Below are 15,780 nucleotides of genomic sequence, written 5' to 3'. Positions count from 1 at the left end.
AGCGTAGGAAAGAAGGCAATACCCCATGAGCAGCAACGAGACGCCCCGCGGCCCCGTCGATTCGTCCCGCGTCCCGCGGTACGCCGGCCCCGCGACCTTCGCCCGGCTGCCCCGCCTCGACGAGGTCGGCACCACCGACGTCGCCGTCGTCGGTGTGCCGTTCGACTCCGGCGTCTCGTACCGGCCGGGCGCCCGCTTCGGCGGCAACGCGATCCGCGAGGCGTCCCGGCTGCTGCGCCCCTACAACCCCGCGCAGGACGCCTCCCCGTTCGCCCTCGCGCAGGTCGCGGACGCCGGTGACATCGCGGCGAACCCGTTCAACATCAACGAGGCCGTGGAGACGGTGGAGGCCGCCGCCGACGAACTGCTCGGCACCGGCGCCCGCCTGATGACCCTGGGCGGCGACCACACCATCGCGCTGCCCCTGCTGCGCTCCGTCGCCAAGAAGCACGGCCCGGTCGCGCTGCTCCACTTCGACGCGCACCTCGACACCTGGGACACGTACTTCGGCGCCGAGTACACCCACGGCACCCCGTTCCGCCGCGCCGTCGAGGAGGGCATCCTCGACACCTCGGCGCTCTCCCACGTCGGCATCCGCGGGCCGCTCTACGGCAAGCAGGACCTCACCGACGACGAGAAGATGGGCTTCGGCATCGTCACCTCGGCGGACGTCTACCGCCGCGGCGCCGACGAGGTGGCCGACCAGCTGCGCCAGCGCATCGGCAACCGCCCGCTCTACATCTCCATCGACATCGACTGCCTCGACCCGGCGCACGCGCCCGGCACCGGCACCCCGGAGGCGGGCGGCATGACCTCCCGCGAGCTCCTGGAGATCCTGCGCGGACTGTCGTCCTGCAACCTGGTCTCGGCCGACGTGGTCGAGGTCGCCCCGGCGTACGACCACGCCGAGATCACCGCGGTGGCGGCGTCCCACACCGCGTACGAACTGACCACCATCATGTCCCGCCAGATCGCGGAGGCCCGAAGCAAGTGACCCACGACCACGACCTGGTTCTCCGCCCCACGGCGGCACAGACGGAGGCCGCGCTCAACCCTCCCCCCGGCCGCAACGGCGGAGACCTGGTCGTGGAGACCCTCTCCGGGCTCGGCGCGACGACCGTCTTCGGACTGCCGGGCCAGCACGCGCTCGGCATGTTCGACGCGCTGCGCCGCTCGTCCCTCCAGTACGTCGGCCTGCGCGTCGAGAACAACGCCGGGTTCGCGGCGGACGCCTACGGCCGGATCACCGGCGAGGCCGCGCCGCTGCTGCTCTCCACCGGCCCCGGGGCGCTGACCTCGCTCGCCGCGCTCCAGGAGGCGCGCGCCGCCTCGGCGCCCGTCCTCGCCATCAGCAGCCAGATCCCGACCGCCGGCCTCGGCGGCGGCCGTCACGGCTATCTGCACGAACTCCCCGACCAGCAGGCCTCGTTCCGGGGCGTGGTGAAGTCGGTTCACACGGTCCGTACGCAGTCCCAGATCCCCTCCGCCATCGCGGCGGCCTGGGAGTCGGCGCTGACCGTCCCGCACGGCCCGGTCTGGGTGGAGATCCCGCAGGACGTCCTCCTCGACGAGACGAGCCTGCCGATGGTGACGGCGATGGACGCGACCCCCGAGGACGTCGTCCCGCGCCCCGAACTGACCGCGCTGGCCGCCCACTTGCTGTCCTCGGCGGCCCGCCCCGCGATCATCGCGGGCGGCGGTGTCGTACGGTCGGACGCCTCCGGCAAGCTGCGCGCGCTCGCCGAGAAGCTGAACGCGCCGGTCGTCACCACCTTCGGCGGCAAGGGCGCCTTCCCCTGGGAGCACCCGCTGTCCCTCCAGTCCTGGCTGGAGGACCGGTACACGACCGACTTCCTGGAGGACGCGGACGTCCTGCTGGTGGTGGGCTCGGGCCTCGGCGAACTCTCCTCGAACTACCACACGTTCAGGCCCCGCGGCCGGGTGATCCAGATCGAGGCCGACCTCGGCAAGCTGGAGTCCAACCACCCGGCGCTGGGCATCCACGCGGACGCGCGCCTCGCGCTGTCCGCGCTCCTGGAGACGGTGGAGGAACGCCCCGACCCGGCGGCGCCGGACCGCGTGAGCACGGTCCTCGCCCGGGTCGCGGAGCGCATCGCCGCCCAGGAACTCACCCTGGAACAGGACGTGCTGGCGTCCGTCCGCAGGGCCCTGCCGGACACCTCGCCGTCCTTCTGGGACATGACGATCCTGGCGTACTGGGCGTGGTCGGCGTTCGACCCGCGCGGAGCCAACACCATGCACTCCGCGCAGGGCGCCGGCGGCCTCGGCTACGGCTTCCCGGCGGCGCTGGGCGCGGCGGCGGCCGATCCCTCCCGCCCGGTCCTCGCGGTCTCCGGCGACGGCGGCGCGCTGTACTCCATCGCCGAACTGGCCACCGCGAAGCAGTGCGCTCTCCCGGTCACCTGGCTGATCGTCGACGACGGCGGATACGGCATCCTGCGCGAGTACATGACCGGCGCCTTCGGTCAGGCGACCGCCACGGAGCTGTCCCGCCCGGACTACGTGGCCCTCGCCGAGTCGTTCGGCGTGCCGGGGGTCCTCACGAGCCCCGAGACGCTGGAGGAGGACCTGGCCAAGGCGCTGGCCGCCCCCGGCCCCTCGGTGGTCGTCCTCCCGGCGGTACTGCGGATGTTCGCGCCGACGCACCTGGGCTGAGCGCCCGCGCCCGTCCCGGGCCGAGAGCCCGCCCCGGGACCCCTCCCGCAGGGGAGATGTCCCGGGGCACGGGAGACCGCCGGGTCGGCCGGCCCGTCTACCAGATCGCCTCGACCCACTCCGGGTGGTCGACGAACGGGTTGCGGTTGTGCTGGTAGGTGTCGTAGATGACCTGGTTGCGCTTCTCCTCGAAGGCGCTCGGCGGGTCCTGCTCGTTCCACGCCTTGAGCACGGACAGCTTGCCGATGTACGGGGCGCTGCCGTTGTTGACCTTCTCGTCGGGCTCCAGGTCCGCGAAGCCGTCGTCGCCCTCGTAGCGGACCGCCATGTAGAGGATCATGCGGGCCACGTCGCCCTTGTCGGCGTCGCGCGGCTCGAAGGAGTCCGAGTCGACCTTGCTGCCGCCCCCGTTGGTGACCGCGCTGCCGCCGTTGTCGAAGTCCAGGTTGCCCCGGATGCTGTTGACCTGGACGTCCGCCGGGCGCAGGTGGTGCAGGTCCGTGCCGGGACCGGTCACCTCGCCGAAGTCGCCGTGCGACTTGGCCCAGGTGTGCTCACGGTTCCAGTCGCCGACGTCACCGCCGTTGAGGGACTTGGCGCGCGAGACGCCGCTGTAGAGCAGGATCACGTTGTTGCTGTTGTTCGGGTCCTGGTCGGTGGCCATCAGCGCGTTCCAGACCGCGGAGTACGAGATCTTGGTCTGGCTGCTGATGATGGTGTGCAGCGAGGACTTCAGGCTCGTGCCGGACTTGCCGATCGCGTTCTTGTAGTACGTGCTGTCGTACGCGGTCGTGGTGGCGCTCGCGGGGGTCGCGGTCATTGCCGGCAGGGTGAGGCCGACGAGAACCACGGAGGTACTCAGCGCCAGGGTCTTCCAGCGGCGTATGTGCGTGGCGGGCATCGTGGGGTGTCCGTTCTACGCGGGTTGAATGGAGCGGATAACCGGGAGCGTGACATGGACATGAGGTTCCTGGGGTTAAGGGGAGGTGTCGGTTCCGTGTCGGGATTCAACAACTCGCCCGCTGCGTGCGAGACATGACATACCGGACGTCTCCGGCCAGGATCGTCGAGCGTCGAGCGGCCCCTGACCGGGCGTGGTCAGGGGCCGCCGGGTGTCGGACGTGGGATCAGCCGAGGTCGGACGGGTCGAGCCGGTAGAGCGTCGAGGTCGACTGGCCGTTCTGGGCCTCGGAGCTCGAACCCGACGCCGACGTCGTGCTCTTGCTGTACTCGCTGGCCTTCACCGCCGTGGCGTTCTTCTGCACCCACGCGGTGACCGCGGAGCTCGCGCTGTTGCCACCGCCCATTCCGCCGCCCATGCCTCCGCCGCCGACCTGGATGTAGTGCAGCTCGCCCTTCTTCACCAGCTCCTTGAGCTTGGCGACCGTCATGCCGTTGTCACTGCCGGTGAAGCCGAACATGGAGATGACGGGCTTGTGGGTGCTCAGGATCAACTGCCCGGCGCTCTGCGAGTTGGACACCGCGAGCAGCCACTCGGCGCCGTCCTGGTGCTTCTCCAGGTACGAGATCAGCTCGCTGCTGGTTTCGCCGCCCATGCCGCCACCGCCACCGAAGCCGCCCCCGCCGCCGGGCCGACCGCCCGAGCCGTTCGGGGCCGTGCCGCCGGGAGCCGTGCCGTTCTCGCCGCCGGGGACGCCGCCGCCCTGGCCGTTCTCGCCGCCGCCCGGGAACCCGCCGTTCCCGCCGCCCTGTGGGGCACCGCCGGGCAGCTCGCCGTTCGTGCCCCCGCCGGGCGTCATCTGACCGCCTTCCTGGCCGGCGGCCTGGCCGCCCTGCCGGGTGCCGCCGGGCAGCTCGCCGCCGCCGTTGCCACCAGGGCCGCCACCGCGGCCACCGAAGCCGTTGCCGGTGGACGGACCGGCCGTCGGGTTGCTGCCGCCCATGCCTCCGCCGCCCGTACTCGCCGGAACGGCGACCGCGTACGCCGTCGGACCCGCGAGGGCCGCGACGATCGCGGCGGTCACGGACGCGGCCAGCAGCCGGGCGCGTCGGCCGGTACGGAAGAGGACCAGGCCCACGAGCGCCAGCGCCATGACCACCGCGACGGCGGGCCACAGCCAGGCGTTCCAGTCGGTGGCCCGGCGCAGCAGCACGACCGCCCAGACGCCGGTGACCGCGAACCCGGCGGGCAGCACCCACGACCAGCGCACGTCACCGCCCCGGAAGGCGCGCAGCAGCATGGCGCCGCCGCCCCCGCACAGCACCGCGATGCCAGGGGCGACCGCGGTCGTGTAGTACGGGTGCATGGTGCCCTCGGCCATGGCGAACGTCAGGTAGTGCAGGAGCAGCCAGCCGCCCCACAGCACCAGCGCGGCGCGCGTGAGGTCGGTGCGCGGGGCACGGCCGCGCAGCACCAGACCGCCGACGAGGGCGATGGCCGCGAAGGGGATCAGCCAGGAGATCTGGCCGCCCAGGATGTCGTTGAACAGCCGGCCGAGACCCGCGGTACCGGAGAAGCCGCCGCCCCCGCCGCCTCCGCCCCCGCCGTTGCCCTCGCCGCCGAGGACCCGGCCGAGGCCGTTGTAGCCCATGATCAGGTCCCAGGCAGTGCCGTCCGTCGAACCGCCGATGTAGGGCCGGTCGTCGGCGGGCACGAGGGACACGGCCGTCGCCCACCAGAAGCTGGAGACGGCCAGGACCACACCCGCGAGCAGCAGGTTCACGATCCGCTTCCTGAGCTTCGGCGTGGCCGCGTAGAGGTAGACCGCGAAGACGGCGGGCAGTGCGATGTAGCCCTGGAGCATCTTCGTGTTGAACGCGAGGCCGAAGCAGGCGGCCGAGCCGAGCAGCGGCAGCAGCCTGCCGTTCGTGGTCGCCCGCAGGGCGAGGGCCGCACCCGACACCATGAGGAACACCAGCAGGGTGTCGGGGTTGTTGTCCCGGTTGATGGCGACCGTGATCGGGGTCAGCGCGAGCACCAGCGCGGCGACGGTCGCCGCGCCGTCACCCCACACCCGCTTCACGGAGGTGTGCAGGATCCAGATCGTCGCCAGCGCGACGAGGATCATCGGCAGCATCATCTGCCAGGTGCCGAAACCGAGGACCCGGCAGGACAGGCCCATGACCATCAGTGCGAACGGCGGCTTGTCGACGGTCATGAAGTTGCCCGCGTCCAACGAGCCGAAGAACCAGGCCTTCCAGCTCTGTGTGCCGCTGAACACGGCGGAGCTGTAGAAGCTGTTCAGGCCGGAGCCGGACAGGTTCCATGAGTAGAGCACCGCCGCCAGGATCAGGATCGCGATCAGGGCGGGGAGCGACCAGCGTGGCGACCTCTCCGGCGGCGCCGCGGGCGTGGCCGGCGGCGAGTCGGGGGTCGCGGTGGGGTGGGGGAGTGGATCGGTGGCAGATGTCACCACTGCACCGTGCAGACCCCCGATGGGTGACAGCTGTGCCCAGGCTGGGGGCAGCCTGTGGGTGTGTGGGTGAGGGGAGCACCCGTCCTAGCCGGTTGGCGCGAGAACGGCGTTGCGGAGCGTGACCGGTGCTGTGCCGATGTGCCTGGAGGGAATCAGAGTTTGATGACGGTGGCGTGCCCGCCGCACAGCGCCATGATGTCCTCCGGATCGGAGGTCAGGACCGTCACCGAACCGGGGGCCGCGAGGGCGGTGGCGCTGACCATGGCGTCGATGGCGTACTTGTGGCCGTGCAGGCCGGTGTCGGAGAGGAGGGCGGCGGCGTGCCGGGCGATGGGCTCGGTGACCGGTTCGACGACGAGGCGGGACAGGGTCCATTCGAGGGCCGGCCGGTTGATCCGTGGGTGAATCACTTCCACGAGGGTGACCGCGGATGTGATCACCCTCAGGTCTTCGGCGCGGGCCAGGGCGAGCCAGCCGGTTACCGTGCGGTCGCGCAGGACGGCCCTGGCCAGCCCCTCGCTGTCGAGGACCAGAGTGCCGCCGGGGACGGCGGGGGAGGGGCTCACGCGGCGTCCGCCCCGCCTCGGGTCTGTTGCTCCCGGGCTCGGTGGAGCTGGTCTCGCAGGGCCTGGATCTCTTCGTCGGTGACGGGACCGTGTTCGGCCTCCGCGACCGTGATGAGTTCGTTGAGACTGTCCCGCTCGATCTGGCGGGCGACGGCCGCGGCGACGTAGGCGGAGAGTCCGGAGGGGCCGCTGCGGGCCTTGGCGGCCTCGGCGATGTCACGCGGCATGGTGATCGAGTACTTGCCGGTAGGCTCACTCATGCTACGTATCCTACCTTGAATCCCACCATCGTCGTGGTCGGCGGGTCGGCGGGTCGGCGGGTCAGCGGGTCAGCCGGTCAGCGGGTCAGCGCGAAGCCCGCGATCAGCAGGGCGACCACCACGACGATGCAGAACACCACGTGTGAGCGGGGGTAGTCGTAGCGGTCGCGGGTCACCCCGTTGTTGATCTCTTGTGCCCAGGCTGTGAGCAGCTTGCGGGTCGGGAACAGCCCGATGGTGAGCCCGATGAGGGCGAACGCGCACAGGACCAGCATGGCGCCCAGACCGAAGCCGGATCGCAGGCCGACCGCGCCTGCTCCCGTGCCGCAGCCGACCATGATGGACGGGTACACCGTCCAGAACTTCTGGACCGGGATCCACTTGGCCATGGCGGAGCAGTGGATCACGGTGGCGGCCATGGCCAGCAGCCACAGCCACTCGGTCGAGACGGACGCGAGCACGGGAGCGGTGTCCTTCCGGGACAGGGCGCAGGGGGGGGCCGGTTCAGAGGATGCGAGAGCTTGCCTTGACGGCTGCGATGAACGGAACCCACGCCGCCGACATGCTCGCCGACCGCAGGGCCACGCCCCCGCAACTCCGATTCCTGGCCGCTCGCCTGGCCGAGGCGCTGCGCGACGTCCACCGTGTCGCGGAGAGCCGCGGGGCCCGCCTCGCCGGGTTCGAGTGCAGCGAGGCGGGCGTGCAGGGGTAGGCGTCCCGGTGCTTGGGCGTTGGGCTTGCTCACTGGACCAGTTCGATGTGGGGATGGTCCGGGGACTTCGGGCACACGTGGAGCTGGAGGTTGTAGCCGCCGACGATGTCGATCAAGGTGAAGTTGCCGGCCTTGGCGCCCAGGGGAGGCGGGGCCGGATTCGTCGGTTCCTCCTCGGCGATCCAGGTCCCGCTGCCGCCGTCCCATTCCCAGGAGGCGATGGTGAGGAGAGGGACCTGCTCGGTGCCGCACTCGGGGCAGGGGCGGGGCTTGGGGTCGGTGAGGCTCCAGCGGGTCCAGCCACCGGTCTTCCAGCCGGGGGCGGTGGAGAGGTTGTTCAGGTAGAGCTCGCCCGGGTCGTCCGCGTACGTGTTGTACCGCGCGGGGTCGATCGTCTCCCAGTGGCTCATGTCGTCCAGCTGGTCCTGAAGCTCCTTGTCCAGGTCCAAGGGGTTGGGGTACTCGGTGACCTGCTCCGGTGAGAACAGGCACGGCTCCGGGAGGTAGCAGTCCCGCTGGACGATGGGCGGCTCGGGCGGTGCGTCGAGAACGTCGGTGACGGTGGCCGAGGAGCGCCAGAAGAGGGCTGTCCGGGGGTGGGCCATCTCGTGGTCGAAGGGGCACCAGAGGACCTGGAGGAGGTCCGCGTCGGGCGGGCGCGGGAAGGAAACGTCGCGAGCGTAGAGCTGGGCGACGGGGAGGAGGGGGATCGGGCCCTCGAACCACGGGCGGTCCGCGAGCCGCTCCCAGGTCGCCCGTTCCTCGGGAGTCCACTGAGGTGCCTCGGGGTCGAGGCGCCGCCGCTCGGCCGCTGCGGCGCGGTCGTGGCGCAGGAGCCGGACGTCGTCGGGGGAGTGGACCACCGGGGCCGCGCGGCTGTCGTGTGGCTCGTCGCAGTACGGCCACGCCTCGTCGGCGGGCCACAGGAGCGGCCCGCCGACGGAGCTGTCGTGCACGGTCGGCGACCCGGGGCGCGGGTGCAACCGGGTCGCCGAGCGCGCCAGCGGGGCCAGCTGAGGGAAGAGCGCGGTGATGTCGAACGGCCGCGGTGGGGTGGTGAAACTCATGCCGGCTCCCGTTGGCGCTAACTGAGTGGGATCAGTTACCGAGGTTATACAACCCGGTGTTTCCATGGGTGTTGGTGACGTAGACGTTGGGGAACAGTTCCTCGGTCGTCCCGTTAGCCCGTTCGATGTAAGCGCTCATCGTGACGCCCACCGGGATGGTGCTGGTCGCGTCGTTGTAGACGGGTGTCACCTGGTAGAAGATCGCGTCGTTCGTTCCGAGGACCCGATTGGGATCGTTGCCCTTGACCAGGTCCTCCGCCATCTTCTCGTACGTCCGCATGCTGGGCGTGCCCGTGTTCATTCCGACCTGCCAGCAAGGGACGAGGTTGAACCGAGTGCGCTTGCTCGTGCCCTTTCCGCCGAGGACCTTCGGGATGAGATGACACCGGGACTGGTCGTAGGTGAGGTTGTTCGTCTTCGCGTACTCCACCGCGTCCTTCATGCCGGTGACGGGATTGCTGGTATCGGTCCCCTCCTTAACATTCAGCCCCACGCATGCCTGCGCCCGGGTCGGCCTGTATCCGGACCCGTCCGCCGGCTCACTCTTGTTGATGAGAGGAACCGCCTCCTTGGTGTTCAAGAACCAGCCGTCGCTGTTGGGAAGCGAGTTGAACGGCGCGGGGTCGTTCAAGCAGCTGGCCTGCGGGCCAGTGTCCGGCAACGAGAATGTCAGCTCGAACTGGTCGGCGTCGATCACCCGCTGGTTCTTGAAGCCGTCGGCGAGCTGGTTGTCGGCGTACTGCTTCTCGGCGGGCGTGACATGGGCCTGCACGCAGGGTGAGGTGCGGTCCAGGTCACGGGCGTCGTTCAGGATGTAGGTGTCCCATTCGCCGTTGCCGAGATTGGGGATCACCTCGACGCACTCCGCGCCGGCGGCGCCGCCTTCCTTCGCCTCGCCGAAGGGGAAGTCACCGCAGGAGTCGTTCTCGACGATCTCCGTCTCGGCCGTGAAGCCTCCGCACGTGCTGGCGGTGCGGTTGGCCACGCCGCTCGTCGACCGGGTCAGCGGCTTGCCCTTCTTTCCCCAGCCACCGTCGAGGTTCTGCTGCGCCCACGCATAAGCGGCCACGGCGCCGCCGGCGTCGGAGGCCTGCGCGCTCATCGGTACGACGGGCATGATCGAAGGGATGACACAGCCCGCCGTCGAGGTGCCCCCGACCGCGTTGTCACAGCGGATCTTGCGCGGGTTGTCCCACGAGGCGTTCGGGTCGATGGCCGTGGCGCCCGGGGAGGTCACGTACATCTTGTACGAGGTGAGGAACTGCGCGACGCCGCCCGCCGCGGGGGACGAGGAGTACTTGACGTCGCCGTTGAGGCTCTTCCCCAGGACCAGGTCGCTGTTGTACCAGGGCGCGGTCGTCGTCGCCGTGCAGCCGGTTCCGCAGGCGGCGCGGAACTTGGCGTTGAGGGCGGTGACGGCGTTCTGCGCGGAGGTCATCGTCACGGTGACGTGCTCGCTCCACGTCGTGCCGCTCGCGGGGAGCGATGCACTGGTGGAGATCTCCAGGGTGCCGCGCCCGAGCTCCGCGCCGTTGCTGTCGCGCAGGAGGTAGAGGACGTTGATCCCGGTCACGCAGTAACTGAAGCGCTCGTAGGAGTAGTCGCCGGGGACGGAGCAGCTGGCGGCGGCAGCGGCGGCGGCAGTGGGGGCGGCGGCAGTGGCGGCAAGGCTCTGCGGCTGTGCCGTGGTACGCGCGGCCAGGATGGGGCTGGTGCTCACACACGCCTTGACGGCGCCCGCCCGGCGCTCCTTCGAGCCTGCCTTCGTGGCCTCACAGTGTTCCCCGGACTGCTTGGGGAAGGCGCTGGTGGCGGTGGCGGTGGCGGTGGCGGCGGTCCGGTCGGTCAGGTCCACCCTCCCCACCTGCCGCGGCTTCTCGTCCGCGCTCTGCTGTGCCGTGGCCGTACCCGCCGTGGTGAGTCCCAGCGTCACCGCGGTCAGTACGGCCAGTACGGTCGACCGGGCCCGTATTCGGGCCGCGCCTCTCGGGCGTATCTCGTGCATGTACGTCAGATCTCTCTTCCTTGGTTCTTTGTCTTGGGGCAGGGGGGGCAGGGGGCACCGGACATGCAGTGCCCCCCGAACGGCAGTGGTGGGTGGGCTGCGCTCTACCGCGTCAGGGCCGGATCAAAGGGACGCACTCGTCAGCTGACTAGATCGACGAGACCTCTGGTGATGGAGGAGGCCCCGTCCTCGGCAAAGCCCGCGATCTGGCTCACGACGGGCTTGACGAGAGTGCTGGCGGGCTTTGCGGCTGCGCCCAGCGCCTTGCTCGCGCCGTAGGTGACCAGGCTCAGGCCGGTACTTGCGGCGGACCACCCGAACTCGCTGCTGGTGAAGCCGTGTTCGATGCCGGTGAAGACGGTGCTGATGGCGCTGGCACCCATGGAGACCTCGGCGAAGAAGCCGGCCGCGACGAAGGCCGGTGGGAAGACGAAGCCTGCGAGAGCGCAGCCGGCGGCCAGGAAGCCGGCACCGATGCTGACCGCGTTGGCCGCGTCGGCGTAGGACTGGGCGTTGTTCCACCACTCGTCGGAGTCGGCGGGGTCCTTGGTGCCGTTGGGGTTGACCTGGTTGTTCTGGTTGTTGTTGGCGGGGTCATTCTTGTTCTGGCGGTTCTCATTGGCCTGCTTGAGGGCTTCCAGGGCCGCGGCGTCCACTTCGGCCCGGTGCTTCTCGGCGGCGATCCGCTTGGCGTCGGAGTATGCGGCGGCGGCCTCCTTCGCGTTCGCCTGCGCGGCGAGCTTGGCGGCACGGGCGGCGTTGGCCGAAGTCTGGGCGTCGGCGGAGGACTTGAGGGCGGCACGCGCCGAGTCGATCGCCTTGTTGGCCGCGTAGTTGGCTGTACGCGCCGCGCCACGGGCGGTCGCGGCAGCCGCCTTCGCCTTGTCGGCGGAAGCCTGGGCGTCAGCGGCCGACTTGTCGGCGGCGTCCGCGTTCGCTCGCGCCTCGTCCGCGTAATCGTCGGCCTTGGCGGCCGAGTCGAGCGCCTTGTCCGACCACTCCTGGGCCTTTTGGGCGTCGTTACGGGCCTCAGCGGCGGCCTTCGACGCGAGGTCCGCGTTCTGCTGCGCCTGGTAGGCGATCTTCGAGGCGGCGGCGATCGCACCGAGGATCGCGGCGACATGGGTGGCGGTGTCGTGGTCGAGCTGGGCCGTCTGGAACTGCACCAGGGAGATGAAGTTGCGGAGCATCCACGCCGGGCCCTGTAGGGCGACCTCGGCGTAGGCCTTGGTGAAGGCGCCGGCGGTGGAGATGAGCTGGCCGGCGAGGACCTTGTCGTCCTCCTCCTGCGCCAGCGGGTAGGCCTCGTCGAAGAAGTGGTTGAGGGATTCGGTGGTGTTGGCGTCGAGTGCATCGTTGGCGGCCTTGGTGACGGCCTTGCCCGCGCCATCTTTGAGGATCTTGCCGATCGCGACGCGCAGATCCTCGTCGGAGGCGTTCTTGATGCCGATGGTGAGGAAGTCGCCGACGGCCGTGGAGCTGGAACTCGCCAGGGCGAGCTGGGCGGCCTGGGCGATCTTCGGTGCGGCGACCGTCGCCACATGGAGGGCGGTCTCGCGGTCGTCCTGGGCTTCGGCGAGGGCCCGGTCGAGGTCGATCCAGGCGAAGATGTCGTCGTCGGAGCCCGCCAGGGCGTGCTGGGCGGCCTGCCGGGTCCAGGCTCCCCGGGCGTCGAGCAGGCCGATCGCGGCCTTGCGCCCCAGGGTCCCCGCGAGCGTCAGGTCGCCGGAGTACAGGGCCTGTTCGGCCCTGGAGGTGAGGTCCTTGATGTCCTGGGCGGTGCGGTCCGCCAGGAGCCGCTTGTCGCGGGCGTCGGACAGCTCGTCCGCCTCGACGGAGGCGAGCAACCGCGCCTCCTCCATCGCCTGCTGCTTGTCCTGATCCAGGGTCTGGGCCTCGGCGGCGCGGGCGTTCTTCTCCACCTCGATGGCGTCGGAGACGGCCTTGGTGGCGACGTTCGCCGCCTTCACGGCCGCATCGGCGTGGGCGGTCGACTTGTTGGCGTAGTCGATGGCCTGGCCCGCGTACTTCACGGCCTCCTCGGCCGCGGCTGCCGCGTTGTCGGCGTGGTCGGCGGCTGAGTTGGCGGCGTCGCGGGCGGTGCGGGCCGCGGCGGCGGCAGTGCTGGCCAGGGCCTGTGCGGTGGAGGCCGCGTTGGTGGCACGGTTGGCGGCAGCGGTGGCGATCGCGGCCTGGTGCTTGGCCTCGTCGGCGTCCGCCTGGGCGACACCGGCGGCGACGGCGGCCTGGGCGGCGGCCGTGGCGGCGGCGGCCGCGTTGCGTGCGGCGGAGGCGGCGGCCTTGCCGGCGGTCGCGGCCGCATCGCCGGCGATGGCTGCCTTGTCGGCGGCCTTGGCGGCGCTACGGGCCTTGGCCGCCGCGTTCCTGGCGGCGACCGCGGCGTTCTTGGCCTCCGCCGTCTTGCTCGCGTCCTTGGAGGCGGCTATCGCGGCCTTGTAGGCAGTGGCTGCGGCGCTGCCCGCCTTCGAGGCGGCCTGAGCGGCGCCGGTTGCCGCCCAGGAGGCGCGGCGGGAGGCACTCACCGCGGCATTGGAGGCGTTGATGGCGTTGCGTGCGGCGTCCGCCGCTCCCTTCGCCGCGCTCGCCGCCTTGCGGGCCGCCGCCCCCGACTTCTGCACATCGTTCTGGGCGGCGGTCGCCTCGGCAGCGGCCTTCTCGGCGGCTTCCTTGGCCTTCCCGGCGGCGGTCTCGGCGCGGGCCGAGGCCTCCACGGCCAGGTTGGTCTCTTGTTCGGCGAGCTTGCCCTCGCGCTCGACGAGGGCCACCAGCTCCTCGATGGTCGCCGACTCCTGGTCACGGGCGCGCGCGATGTGCTGGCCGGTCTCGATGAACCACTGCACATCGGCTGCGGCGCCGTCGAGCGCACGGCTCGCGTACTTCTGCACCTCCGGGCCGGCGGTTATCAGCATGGTGCTGACCTGGACCCGCGTGTCCTCCAGGCGGGAGTCGTACTGGCTGTCGGTGAGGAAGGCGGTGAGAGCCGGATTGGTGCCGGCGTTGAGGGCGGTGTTGGCGCTGCGCACCACCGCCTTGCCGCCGGTGGCCGAGACGGTGGTGGTGGCGACTTGGAGATCTTCGAGGATGGCCGATTTGAAGCCGTCCTTCAGGAACGCGGCGATCGCGGCGTCGCCGTTGTCGAGGGCGGCGGCGGCCTCCCGGCGCAGGCCCTTGCCCGCACGGTCCAGGCTGCGGACGATCGCGACCCGGTTGTCCTCCACGGTCTGCCTCGGCAGCGTCTCGGCGAGGAAGGTCTGGATGTCGGCGTCCGACCCGTAGAGGGCCTCGGCGGCGGCGGCCTTGGCGCCCTTGCCACCGGTCAGCCACGCCCTGACGACCTTGGCGCGCTCGGTGTCGGGCAGCGGCACCGGTTCGGGTGCGGTGCCTTCGGCGGCAGCGGCGGTGGCCGGTATCAGGACCGAAGGAATAGCCGCGACGGCGGTCGCGGCGGCGAGCGCACCGAGCACGCGGCGTCGGCTCCAGAAAATTGTCTGCAAAGGGGATTTCCTCGCGTGAAAAGTGGGATGAGCTCCGCTGAAACCGCGCGGGCAGGATCCGGCATGGGTATACGTGGAAACGTCGATGAATGACGGTGACCCTATCAACTCACCACGGTGAAAGCCGAGTTAAAGGACCGGGAAGGTCGTAGGTGCGACGGGAGGTGTTACTCGATTGCCGCTTCTTTTCATACAACCTTTCGCGAGGTGGCGCACATCACACCTGATGTATCGTCAAGATCTCGCTTCTAAAAGGACTTTGACGGTTGATCAGCACTGTGTGTCTGTGTTGCCGTGGTTGCGTTCGTGAAGGTCGTGCAGGCCTGCAGTCCTCGCCGTGAGAGGTCGGGCGAGCCTTTACGGAGTAGCTGCGACACAGCTCGATATGAGGGGTATTTCGTAAAGCTGCCATTCCGCTTCGAGGCGAGGGGTGCGCTGATGGAGCGTGACGTAATGGCTGTGAAGCGGCGAAGCAAGCGACTTGTTGCGCGGATGCCTGCCACTGCGGCGGCAGGCGCACTTGCCGTACTCCCCATGACCGCCGGGGTCCTTGTCGCGCCGTCCGGGAAGGCCGACGTGGCGAGCGTCGCGGACGGCACCCCCGGCCATGCCGTGGAGGGCTTCGACCACTCGCAGGCCGGCAAGCTCCTGGCAGGGAAGGGCCTCGCCCTGAGGCATGGTGACGGCCGCACCACGCTTGACGGCTGCGTGACAGGACCGGGCGGTTCGAGCTCCTGGCCTGCAACAACATCGGTGACGAGGGCCGGCTGATCCTGGAGATCCCCGCTGCCCACTCGGTCAAGGACGACTACTGCTCCTTCCCTGTGCGCGCGGCCGCGAGGGGGTCGGTGGTGCAGTCCCGAGCCCTCGACGCCGTATGGCGAGTGGCTTGTCTCCCGTGCGCGGTGGGCCGGAGGCGCATGGGCCGGTCGAGCGGCGCGTGGCCGAGGGGTATGCGTGATGAGCGTGGCCAGGGCGCCTGGCCGCCTGGCCGCCGGAGTCCAGGGCGGCGCTGCCTGCTCTGCGGCCGTGGCCGTTGTCTCGCACCTTTGGGTACCCCCCGGGGAGGACCAAAAGGCACCCGCGAAAGGGGTAAGCGGCGCAAGGGTCCCTTTGTTCCTCCCGAAACAGGTGCCGATGTCATCGATTACCGGCGGAAGGATGGCATGGATCGCACGGGTGAATTCACGCACAAGGCAAACATGTCTGATTTATCCCGCATGGGCGCGCGTATGCGTCGGGTGGGTGTGAGGGAGTGGCGGGGGTGCCGGCGGACCGGACTGCCCCTTGCCGATCCATCACTTGATGTTTGCGTTCTGATTGTGTGAAGCATGCGAGACGTTCATGATGAGGTGCCGTACGTCGCGACCGGAGCCGGTCTTATGTCCACTTATGCGTAGAGCGCGACGGGCTGGACAAAGTGTGGATCATGAGATTTCATAGCGCAGTCAAAGGCTCCCGTTCGGGATGTACAAGCGCTTTCGCGGTCCATTGCCCGTGCGGCTGGGTGCTTCCCCGACCCCTGGTCTCATCGTGCGGCAAGGTGGGTGGACGGGACTTTGAGTGGCTGTCTGGGGGCGGAGCAGCCGGGGGTTCCAGGGG

12 protein-coding genes are annotated in these 15,780 nt (G+C 70.2%); 4 read left to right on the top strand and 8 right to left on the bottom strand.

From position 1 onward, the window contains the following. Positions 1-25: 25 nt before the first annotated feature. Both speB and ACIQRL_RS05665 read left to right on the top strand, forming a co-directional pair. Positions 26-994: an agmatinase gene (speB, locus tag ACIQRL_RS05670; RefSeq protein ID WP_328555425.1), complete on the top strand. Its 969-nt coding sequence runs from the start codon at positions 26-28 to the stop codon at positions 992-994. Continuing rightward, positions 991-2,676 carry a thiamine pyrophosphate-binding protein gene (locus ACIQRL_RS05665; RefSeq protein WP_401327376.1) on the top strand — a complete coding sequence of 562 codons (1,686 nt, stop codon included), beginning with the start codon at positions 991-993 and terminating at the stop codon, positions 2,674-2,676. Before speB ends, ACIQRL_RS05665 begins: the two co-directional genes overlap by 4 nt. A gap of 97 nt (positions 2,677-2,773) precedes the next feature. Here ACIQRL_RS05665 and ACIQRL_RS05660 read toward each other — a convergent pair whose 3' ends face one another. The 5 genes from ACIQRL_RS05660 to ACIQRL_RS05640 all read right to left on the bottom strand — a co-directional run bounded on the left by ACIQRL_RS05660 (position 2,774) and on the right by ACIQRL_RS05640 (position 7,340). Continuing rightward, positions 2,774-3,577 (bottom strand): endonuclease I family protein, encoded by an 804-nt coding sequence (locus tag ACIQRL_RS05660; RefSeq protein ID WP_401327374.1) that lies wholly within the window; start codon positions 3,575-3,577, stop codon positions 2,774-2,776. Positions 3,578-3,803: 226 nt separating this feature from the next. Then, positions 3,804-6,050, bottom strand: a complete 2,247-nt coding sequence (locus ACIQRL_RS05655) for a glycosyltransferase family 39 protein (RefSeq protein ID WP_401327371.1) — start codon at positions 6,048-6,050, stop codon at positions 3,804-3,806. A 155-nt stretch (positions 6,051-6,205) separates the two neighbouring features. After that, a complete protein-coding gene (locus ACIQRL_RS05650) occupies positions 6,206-6,619 on the bottom strand; it encodes a type II toxin-antitoxin system VapC family toxin (RefSeq protein ID WP_401327368.1) in 414 nt (137 codons plus the stop codon). Beyond that, a complete protein-coding gene (locus ACIQRL_RS05645) occupies positions 6,616-6,879 on the bottom strand; it encodes a CopG family transcriptional regulator (RefSeq protein WP_329299809.1) in 264 nt (87 codons plus the stop codon). The genes ACIQRL_RS05650 and ACIQRL_RS05645 overlap by 4 nt, the downstream gene beginning before the upstream one ends. Before the next feature lie 77 nt (positions 6,880-6,956). Continuing rightward, positions 6,957-7,340: a hypothetical protein gene (locus ACIQRL_RS05640; protein WP_401327365.1), complete on the bottom strand. Its 384-nt coding sequence runs from the start codon at positions 7,338-7,340 to the stop codon at positions 6,957-6,959. A gap of 77 nt (positions 7,341-7,417) precedes the next feature. Between ACIQRL_RS05640 and ACIQRL_RS05635 the strand changes: the two genes are divergently transcribed. After that, a complete protein-coding gene (locus ACIQRL_RS05635) occupies positions 7,418-7,591 on the top strand; it encodes a hypothetical protein (RefSeq protein ID WP_401328177.1) in 174 nt (57 codons plus the stop codon). A 29-nt stretch (positions 7,592-7,620) separates the two neighbouring features. Here ACIQRL_RS05635 and ACIQRL_RS05630 read toward each other — a convergent pair whose 3' ends face one another. The 3 genes from ACIQRL_RS05630 to ACIQRL_RS05620 form a co-directional block, all read right to left on the bottom strand. Then, positions 7,621-8,658: a hypothetical protein gene (locus ACIQRL_RS05630; RefSeq protein ID WP_401327362.1), complete on the bottom strand. Its 1,038-nt coding sequence runs from the start codon at positions 8,656-8,658 to the stop codon at positions 7,621-7,623. A 31-nt stretch (positions 8,659-8,689) separates the two neighbouring features. Then, positions 8,690-10,663: a DNA/RNA non-specific endonuclease gene (locus ACIQRL_RS05625; protein WP_401327359.1), complete on the bottom strand. Its 1,974-nt coding sequence runs from the start codon at positions 10,661-10,663 to the stop codon at positions 8,690-8,692. Between the two features lie 140 nt (positions 10,664-10,803). Beyond that, entirely contained in the window at positions 10,804-14,178 is a 3,375-nt protein-coding gene (locus ACIQRL_RS05620; protein WP_401327356.1) for an ALF repeat-containing protein, read from the bottom strand. Positions 14,179-14,712: 534 nt separating this feature from the next. Between ACIQRL_RS05620 and ACIQRL_RS05615 the strand changes: the two genes are divergently transcribed. After that, on the top strand, positions 14,713-14,949 hold the full coding sequence (locus ACIQRL_RS05615) for a hypothetical protein (RefSeq protein ID WP_401327353.1): 237 nt from the start codon (positions 14,713-14,715) through the stop codon (positions 14,947-14,949). Positions 14,950-15,780: the final 831 nt, after the last annotated feature.

Source organism: Streptomyces sp. NPDC091209, assembly GCF_044757755.1.
Lineage (GTDB): Bacteria > Actinomycetota > Actinomycetes > Streptomycetales > Streptomycetaceae > Streptomyces.
The sequence above is the reverse complement of the archived record's forward strand: the minus strand, read 5'-3'. Positions and strand labels throughout refer to the sequence as shown.

Excerpts from the sequence above, each read along its gene's own strand:
- ACIQRL_RS05630 (WP_401327362.1), bottom strand. The coding sequence starts at position 8,658 with ATGAGTTTCACCACCCCACCGCGGCCGTTCGACATCACCGCGCTCTTC.
- ACIQRL_RS05625 (WP_401327359.1), bottom strand. The coding sequence starts at position 10,663 with ATGCACGAGATACGCCCGAGAGGCGCGGCCCGAATACGGGCCCGGTCG.
- ACIQRL_RS05645 (WP_329299809.1), bottom strand. The coding sequence starts at position 6,879 with ATGAGTGAGCCTACCGGCAAGTACTCGATCACCATGCCGCGTGACATC.
- speB (WP_328555425.1), top strand. The coding sequence starts at position 26 with ATGAGCAGCAACGAGACGCCCCGCGGCCCCGTCGATTCGTCCCGCGTC.
- ACIQRL_RS05660 (WP_401327374.1), bottom strand. The coding sequence starts at position 3,577 with ATGCCCGCCACGCACATACGCCGCTGGAAGACCCTGGCGCTGAGTACC.
- ACIQRL_RS05635 (WP_401328177.1), top strand. The coding sequence starts at position 7,418 with ATGAACGGAACCCACGCCGCCGACATGCTCGCCGACCGCAGGGCCACG.
- ACIQRL_RS05615 (WP_401327353.1), top strand. The coding sequence starts at position 14,713 with ATGACCGCCGGGGTCCTTGTCGCGCCGTCCGGGAAGGCCGACGTGGCG.